Annotated in this window: 7 protein-coding genes; 5 read left to right on the top strand and 2 right to left on the bottom strand. The window is 50.8% G+C overall.

Translation table 11 applies throughout. The features are described from left to right. The first annotated feature begins 13 nt into the window (after positions 1-13). The 3 genes from IEW74_RS08775 (at position 14) to IEW74_RS08785 (ending at position 3,564) form a co-directional block, all read left to right on the top strand. Positions 14-274: a glutaredoxin family protein gene (locus IEW74_RS08775; protein WP_188663888.1), complete on the top strand. Its 261-nt coding sequence runs from the start codon at positions 14-16 to the stop codon at positions 272-274. Positions 275-371: 97 nt separating this feature from the next. Then, the gene (gene gor / locus IEW74_RS08780; RefSeq protein WP_188663889.1) at positions 372-1,736 is read left to right on the top strand and encodes a glutathione-disulfide reductase; all 1,365 of its coding nucleotides are present in this window, start codon (positions 372-374) and stop codon (positions 1,734-1,736) included. 472 nt (positions 1,737-2,208) lie between these two features. Then, complete coding sequence (locus tag IEW74_RS08785) at positions 2,209-3,564, top strand: class II 3-deoxy-7-phosphoheptulonate synthase (protein ID WP_188663890.1); 1,356 nt, start codon at positions 2,209-2,211, stop codon at positions 3,562-3,564. Positions 3,565-3,649: 85 nt separating this feature from the next. Here IEW74_RS08785 and IEW74_RS08790 read toward each other — a convergent pair whose 3' ends face one another. Continuing rightward, positions 3,650-5,110 carry a DUF294 nucleotidyltransferase-like domain-containing protein gene (locus IEW74_RS08790; RefSeq protein ID WP_188663892.1) on the bottom strand — a complete coding sequence of 487 codons (1,461 nt, stop codon included), beginning with the start codon at positions 5,108-5,110 and terminating at the stop codon, positions 3,650-3,652. A gap of 198 nt (positions 5,111-5,308) precedes the next feature. On the opposite strand from IEW74_RS08790, the gene IEW74_RS08795 reads away from it, so the two are divergent. Beyond that, positions 5,309-7,282 (top strand): sodium:solute symporter family protein, encoded by a 1,974-nt coding sequence (locus IEW74_RS08795; protein ID WP_188663894.1) that lies wholly within the window; start codon positions 5,309-5,311, stop codon positions 7,280-7,282. Here the strand turns inward: IEW74_RS08795 and IEW74_RS08800 are convergent. Further along, positions 7,279-8,172: a DMT family transporter gene (locus IEW74_RS08800; protein WP_188663896.1), complete on the bottom strand. Its 894-nt coding sequence runs from the start codon at positions 8,170-8,172 to the stop codon at positions 7,279-7,281. The two genes, IEW74_RS08795 and IEW74_RS08800, sit on opposite strands and share 4 nt — an antisense overlap. Positions 8,173-8,232: 60 nt before the next feature. Between IEW74_RS08800 and IEW74_RS08805 the strand changes: the two genes are divergently transcribed. After that, positions 8,233-8,559, top strand: a complete 327-nt coding sequence (locus IEW74_RS08805) for a YciI family protein (RefSeq protein WP_188663898.1) — start codon at positions 8,233-8,235, stop codon at positions 8,557-8,559. The last annotated feature ends 73 nt before the right edge of the window (positions 8,560-8,632 follow it).

Below are 8,632 nucleotides of genomic sequence, written 5' to 3' on the forward strand. Positions count from 1 at the left end.
AAGGAGAAAGCACATGGGTGTTGAAATTTATACCAAAGACAGCTGCATGTTCTGTAAAAAAGCCAAGGAAATGTTTCAGGAAAACGGTATTCCCTATCAAGAACATGATGTCAGTACAGTGGCAAAATTCAAGGCCATGCAAGACCGCATTACCGGCGCAAAAACCGTCCCGCAAATTATCATCGATGGGCACCTGATTGGTGGGTTTGAGGTCTTGGATGCCCATAAAGAGGCCATTTTTGCGAAACTAAAAAAGACCAGGGCGAGCGGATAAATTCACAAAATGTTGAAAAGCGTTGAGGCAATAGGTCTTGACGCTTTTTTTATCGGCTCTATCTTCAAAACAGACTTTTGCTTGAAAGGGGCCAGACATGTCCAAACAATATGATTACGACCTCCTCACCATCGGTGCAGGATCCGGTGGTGTACGCGCCAGCCGCATGGCTGCACAAAAAGGCGCACGTGTCGCCGTGTGCGAAGAAGACCGGGTGGGCGGGACATGCGTTTTGCGCGGCTGTGTCCCCAAAAAACTGCTGGTCTATGCGTCTGAATTTTCCGGCCATTTTCAGGATGCAAGTGGATTTGGCTGGCATGTCGGACAAACAGCCATTGACTGGCCTCGACTAATCGCCACAAAAAATAAAGAACTCGATCGTTTGAACGGGATCTATAACAACATCCTGTCCAGTAACGGTGTTGAAACGCTGCAAGGTCGTGGCACGATCATTGATGCCCACACCGTTGAAGTCGCCGGAAAACGCTACACAGCAGAAAAAATTCTCATTGCTGTCGGGGGCTGGCCGACGATGCCCGCAATCCCCGGCATTGAACATGCCATTACATCTAATGAAGCCTTGGATTTACCGGAATTACCACGTCGCATCACCATTGTCGGGGGCGGTTATATCGCGGTTGAATTTGCCGGTATCTTCGCCGGAATGGGCGTGGAAGTCACCGAGATTATCCGCGCGGATCGTATCTTGCGCGGCTTTGACGACGATTTACGATCCGAACTGGAACGTGAAATGACCAAACGCGGGATCAAAATCCTGTCCTCCACCACCGTTGAATGCATCAACAAAAAAGCCAATCATTTTGAACTGGTTCTCGGTGATGGCGAAAGCCTTGAAACCGATGTCGTCATGTACGCCACAGGCCGCAAACCCAAAATCGACGGTCTGGGTCTTGAAAACCTCGGTGTTGCCATTTCTGACAAAGGGGCAATTAAAGTCGATGACAATTACCGCACCAGTGTCGAAAGCATCTACGCCATTGGTGATGCCACCGATCGAGTCTGCCTGACCCCGGTTGCCTTGGCCGAAGGTATGGCATTGGTCAACCACCTGTTTGGCGGGGAAAGTGCGGGTGTGGATTATGAAAACATCCCTTCTGCCGTCTTTTCACAACCGCCTTTGGGAACCGTTGGCTTAACAGAAGCCCAGGCCCGTGAACGTTACGGCAAGGTTGATGTCTATACATCCGGTTTCCGTGCTATGAAACATACCTTGTCCGGGCGGGATGAACGCACCTTTATGAAACTGATTGTGGACCCAAAAACGGACCGTGTCGTCGGGGCACACATGATGGGACCGGATGCAGCAGAGATCATGCAAGGTCTTGGCATTGCCATGAAATGTGGGGCAACCAAAGCCCAGTTTGATGCCACCATCGGCATTCACCCCAGCGCCGCAGAAGAATTTGTCACCATGCGCGACAAACGACCTGAGGAGGAATAGCACCTCCTTTGTCCGACCATTAAAGTCGGGTAATTGACGAACATCAATTACCTGAGCTTTTTAGTTGGATATAAAAGGGGCAGTCGATGAGGCTCTTGTGATTCTTGATTTTTGGCTTCGCCCCTATAACTGACTATTTTAGTAATATACTAGTACAGTCATTTATTATGAAGGAGCCACACTGGAAATAATCGCGATAACATATGTCAATGCAGCCCCCCTCCCGCAGCGACATATGTGCGATTTAAGCGAGGGTGGAACGAACGGCCCTCCTTTTGTTCCACCCTCCCGCTTCCTTGTTTTCACGACATAAAATTACTTACATACGCAACCAGCTTACCGTTACGTCAAGCTTTCATATAGTTTTCATAAGAAAGCTACGTTTTCTGCTGGAAATCCCGTCGATTCCCTTTTATACGAGATGTACAGATTTTATTTTGAGACACATTTCAGATTTTAAGGATTCCAGACAATGGCCCAAAAATGGACCCCAGATAGTTGGCGCAGCAAACCGATCCGTCAGGTGCCGACTTATACGGATGCGGAAAAAGTAAAACAGGTTGAAGATACCCTGTCAGCTTATCCTCCGCTGGTCTTTGCGGGCGAAGCACGCCGCCTGAAAGCGGAACTCGCCGATGTTGCAATGGGCAAAGGCTTTTTGCTGCAAGGCGGTGATTGCGCCGAATCTTTTGCAGAATTCCACCCCAACAAAATTCGCGACACCTTCCGTGTTTTGTTGCAAATGGCTGTTGTTCTGACCTTTGGAGCCTCCTGTCCCATCGTTAAAGTCGGACGTATGGCCGGGCAATTTGCCAAGCCGCGTTCTTCGGATACAGAAACCATCAACGGTGTGACCTTGCCAAGCTACCGTGGCGATGCGGTCAACGGAATGGAATTCACCGAAGAAGCCCGTATTCCGGACCCGGAACGCCTGATCCGTATGTACAATCAGTCTGCCGCGACTTTGAACCTGATCCGCGCCCTTGCACAAGGCGGTTATGCCAACCTGAACAAGGTCCATAAGTGGAACTTGGATTTCGTTTCCGGTACTGAGGAAGGCAATCGTTATCAGGATTTGTCTGATCGTATTTCTGACGCATTGGCCTTCATGGATGCTTGCGGCGTCAGTGGCGACACGGTTGCGTCTTTGCGCGAAACTGAATTTTATACCTCCCACGAAGCCTTGCTGCTGAACTACGAACAGGCCATGACCCGTCTGGACAGCACCAGCGACGATGAACAATGGTATGATACCTCTGCCCATCTGGTCTGGATTGGCGAACGTACCCGTTTGCTGGACGAAGCCCATATTGAATATATGCGCGGTATTTCAAACCCGATCGGCTGTAAAGTCGGCCCGACTATGACACCGGACGGCCTGATTGAACTGATCGACACTTTGAACCCGCAAAACGAAGCCGGTAAACTGACCCTGATCACCCGCATGGGCGATGGTAAAATCGAAGATGGCCTGATCCCGCTGCTGGAACGCGTTAAATCCGAAGGTCGTCACATCGTCTGGTCCTGTGACCCGATGCATGGCAACACGGTTTCCGCCGAAGGCGGATATAAGACCCGTCACTTCGATGCGATTTTGGGTGAAGTCAAAGGATTCTTTGCCGCACATAAAGCAGCCGGTACACATGCAGGCGGCGTTCATTTTGAAATGACCGGGCAAAATGTAACCGAATGTGTGGGCGGGACTTACGAAGTCACCGAAAGCGAACTCGGTGATCGTTACCACACCCATTGCGACCCGCGCCTGAATGCCAATCAGGCCTTGGAAATGTCCTTCCTGCTGGCTGATGCGCTGAAGGGCGAACGCTAAACCACATTCAGATTATTGCGTTTCGTTTTAAAAGAACCTCCGTCCCAAATGGGCGGAGGTTCTTTTCTTATTGTAGGGATAAGCCTTAAAACACATCACCCGTAAACTCAGCCTTCAAGCGTTTGCGGAAAGCCTCGATATGACGCAAGGCATTGCGTAGATTTTCACGTTCACGCTTGCTTAGATCCTTGAACCGGACAAAACGCGAAGCCAGAACGCCGTTGCGGTAATCCATAACTTGACGTTTCAACAATATATGGACCAGAAACGCAAAGGCGCTGCCCAGATAATCGGCTTCTGTATCGCTTAAAACCCCGGCATTATGTAGCTTCTCAATGCGGTCTTCTGTCGAAGTCACCTCAAGCGCATGACGAAGGGATAACAAACGAATGCCTTCGACCAAAGGCAAGCTGCCCCGATATTTCAAATCAATCATTTTATGTTGGCTTTGCACATCCGGATCAGGGGCCAAACGCCCGAACAGGCCAAGGCCAACGCTATGATCGGCTTGAGCGCGATACATTTCCTGCAAAAAGAAATTATTTTCCCGCACCATTTTCAACACATTCTGGCGCAAATCATGGGCCAGGTCCAAGCGCCCCCAGACGGGTTGAAAATCGAAAAATATATCAGCCAGACGCAAGGCTGCTGCGTTGCGTTTACGCCCCCACAAACGCACCTGTTCAACCCATTGTGACAAGCTTTTGCGCCACAAGGGATTGCTTGCCATCACATACCCTTTACAATAGGGAAAACCGATCTCATTTAGATCGTTGCACATGCGAGCCGCCAGTTCGCGAAAAAACTGGTCAACCCGCCCGTGGTCTTCGTCCGGGTAATTATCCAGAATAAAACCGTTATCCTGATCCGGGGAAAGGTAGTTTTCCCCCCGCCCGCCGGATCCCATGACAATGACGCAAAATTCAACCGGTGGCGTGCCCCAGCCTTCGGCCTCCATATGCGCCAGGTTCATCGTGATGATGCGCGCAACGATATCGTTATTGACGTGGGACAGCAGGTGCTGAATATAGGCGGCTGAGACGTTATCATCAAACAAATCGCGTGCAATTTCCACCTGCGCGGCCTTCACCCCACGCAGACTATCCAAATTGCCTTCACCGCCCAGACGGTCAATATGCTGGATTAAGCGACTGGCTGCTGCCTCGACAGCTTCCCGATAAGAAATGATGCCCAACGGTTGCTTGGCCTGATCAACCACAATAATTTCATCAACATGACGGCGGCGCATCCGCGCAATGGCATGATACAGATATTCCCCTTCAAAAACCGTCAGGGCCTTATCGTCCATCACGTCTTCGATCAAGGTTTGCGGACCAAGCTTAAACAATATTTTTTCAAGGATATCCTGGGTGCGCACCAGACCTGCAATTTTGCCGTATCCATCAATGACAATACAACAAGGTTGTTTTTCTTCCGTCATACGTGCAATGGCAGCCGCGCACGTTGTTCCAAACGGCACACAAACCTTGGCGGGGTGCATGAACCCCTCTACACGTCTGGCAAATATCTTACTTTGTGAACGCATTTCTTCCCTACCCGGCCCCCTTATAGGATAAAATTGCGGGCATATCATCCCATTATATATGATTTGTTGCAATCCGTCTCACATTGCGCAACAATCAGTCCACGCAGGGCGTGCCTTATCATAAAAAAACGAACGGCACACGCTTGGGGGCTTATACAAAAAACGAATAAAGCCCCTTTGACTAGGGAGATTAAGGGTTTGAACGAGAAGCTACTTTGGTTGCTTGCGTTTGTTGCATTATATTGGGCTTATTGCGTCTATCTGGGGATCCGGGGCGCACGTATGGCCCGCACCGCAAGCGATTATTTTCTGGCCGGACGCAGTTTACCGGTTTGGGTGTTTGTACTGGCTGCCACCGCCATATCTTTTTCCGGCTGGACCTTTCTTGGTCATCCCGCGATGATCTATCGTGACGGGTTCCCTTATGCTTATATTTCCTTCTTTACCATTGTCATCCCCCTGACAGGTATTGTCTTTCTCAAACGTCAATGGATGCTAGGCAAACGGTTTGGCTATGTCACACCGGGGGAAATGCTCAGCGATTATTATCAATGTGATCGTATCCGCTTTCTCACCGTTGTGGTCGCCGTTCTGTTCACTGTCCCTTTCATGGGTGTGCAATTGGGCGCTGCCGGATATCTGTTCAACGTTTTATCCGATGGCTTGATCAGCACGACCGCCGGCACGTTATTACTCGCTGTTGCGGTCTTTCTTTATGTCGTCTATGGGGGAATGCGCGCGGTCGCTTATGCAGACAGCATTCAATGTATCTTGTTGGCTGTTGGGGTTATTTTAACCGGGGCCATTGCCATCTATGCCATTGGCGGGGTGGATAATCTGCTCACCAGCCTTGAACGTATGGGACATTCCGAATTCGGCCTGTGGGGAACGACCAAAGGGGCCGGTGGCGGTGATTATAACTCCTACCTTGCTGTCCCCGGCATGATGCAACCTGTCAGCGGTGTTTCTGAAACCGCCGATACCGGCGGCCCCTGGACTGGAATGATGATCCTGACCTTCCTGATGGCCATGCTTGGGGTTCAGGCCTCACCTGCCTTTTCGATGTGGAGCTTCGGCAACAACACGCCCAAACCTTTTGCCCCCCAACAAGTCTGGGTTTCCGGTCTGATCTTGGGTGGCATCCTGTTTATTGTCTCCACCGCACAGGGCATGAGTACGCATTTACTGGGCGCAACCCCCTCACTCGCCGGAAGTGGTGTGCCGATTGACTGGATTTTAACACCGGAAATTTCAGATATTCCCGATACCTTGGTCCCTTATCTGCTGACAATGGTGCAGGACCAGATGCCCTGGCTGGTCGCCTTCCTTGGCGTCTGCGCCCTTGCCGGGATGCAATCTGCCGGGGCGGCCTATATGTCAACCGCCGGGGCCATGCTCACCCGTGATGTGTACAAACATCGCCTTCAACCCCAAGCCGGACACAGTATCCAAAAATTTGTCGCCCGCGTCTGCGTCCTTCTGATCTTGCTAGCCGCTCTTATCGTCGCCTTAATGAACAAAGACACCCTTGTCTTGCTGGGCGGGATGGCAGTGGCCTTCGGGTTGCAAATGTGGCCTGCATTGCTGGGGATTTGCTGGTTTAAATGGTTTAGCGCACGTGGCATTAGCGCAGGGCTGATTGCGGGTCTTCTCGGCGTTTTCTTCACCGATAACCTCGGCGTCTCCCTGCTCCATGCCATTGGTCTGGATTTGTGGGGGCGTTGGCCCCTGACCATCCACAGCGGAGGATGGGGCATTGCCCTAAACCTGATCGTCTGTGTCACCCTCTCCCTTCGATCACAAGACGAAGCCGAAGACAGCCATAAGGCCAGTTATCACCGTTTTTTAAAAGAACATGCTGCCTTGACCCCGAACAAGCGGCGTTTGATCCCCCTTGCATGGGGGCTGACCCTTATCTGGGTTTTCTTTGCCATTGGCCCCGGTGTCGTCGTCGGCAACGATATCTTCGGTGCCCCAAACGCGGGACGGGACGGCTGGGCCTTCGGCATTCCGTCCATCTGGGCATGGCAAATTCTCTTTTGGTTGCTGGGCGTTGGCTTGCTGTGGTTCCTCGCTTATTTCATGGAAATGTCCACCGTCCCCGAACAGGAAATCGAAGCCCTCAGCGATGATATCGGTGATCCGGGACTGGATGAAGCCAACCAGACTTAAACTTCAGGCAAAACCTGTCGGGATTTCTGTTTCGCCAGCTTGGCTTCCCGGCGCACAATATAAAGGGTCGAGGTGAAAATAATCACCGCCCCCACCCATGCCCATACGTCAAGAGCCTCATTAAAAAAGAAGAAACCGATAAAAGACGCAAAGATCATATGGCTGAAATTAAATGGCATGGAAACCGATGCGTCTACCAGCTTCATGGCCTTTGCCATACCGATTTGCCCGCTTGAGGCAAACACGCCCATACCAACCAGCCATATGTAATGTTCCGGTTCCGGCCAGACCCACACGCCGACAGCCCCGATCAGGGACAGGGGCGACATAAACAATCCCATATAAAACACAATGGTCATGGGATGTTCAGAAGACGATAGATGTTTGACCATCAAAACCGCAGACGAAATAAAAACAGCCGAGGCCAGAACGATTAACGTCCCAATTTCAATTTGTTCAATGCCGGGGCGAATAATCACAAGGGCACCCAAAAAACCGATCATCAAAGCAACCCAGCGATGGATACGCACCGTTTCACCCAAGATCAACGCCGCCCCCAATGTGGTAAATAAGGGAACCGTAAACCCAAGGGCAGTGGCTTCCGATAACGGGATAAGGGTCACACCGATAAACCAGCACGACATGGCTGCGGTACCCAACAAGGCACGAACACCATGCAGCTTGATCCGTTTTGTCTTTAAAATGGAAAACCCGGCGCGTGCCACCAACGGCAACATAAACAACCAGCCAAAGAAGTTACGGAAGAAAACCATCTCCAGTGCAGGTATAGCACCGGATAGATGGCGGATCATGCCGGACAGGCAGGCCATCGTAAAACAAAAAAAGACCATCCAGAAGGCGGCACGCATTGTCGGTGAAAAACTTTCCATTGAAACTATTTAATCGTATATGATCCTAAAGACCAGATTTTCTTTAAAAGGATTCCCTTCATGCAATTTCTCATTATCGCACACGATGGCACCGACCCGGATGCAATGAATCGTCGGCTTGCTGCCCGTCCGGCCCATTTTGAACGTGCCCGCAAGGCAAAGGCCGATGGTACCCTGTTAATCGGCGGGGCGATACTGGATGAACACGATCAAATGATTGGCTCCAGCCTTTACGTTGAAATTGAAAGCCGCGAAGCCCTTGATCAATGGTTGGCGGATGATCCTTATACCAAAGGCAATGTCTGGCAAACATTTGAAATCCACGTCATGCGTATTGCCAATCTAGAGCACTTCCCGCTTATTCAGGTCCATAGCCCGCAGCTTTGAAATAGTTTCTGATTTCGTCAGGTTTGAGGCTGTCAATTGCATCCCTGACGGCATCCCACAGGTGTTCAACTTT

The organism is Terasakiella brassicae (assembly GCF_014641495.1).
Classification (GTDB): domain Bacteria; phylum Pseudomonadota; class Alphaproteobacteria; order Rhodospirillales; family Terasakiellaceae; genus Terasakiella; species Terasakiella brassicae.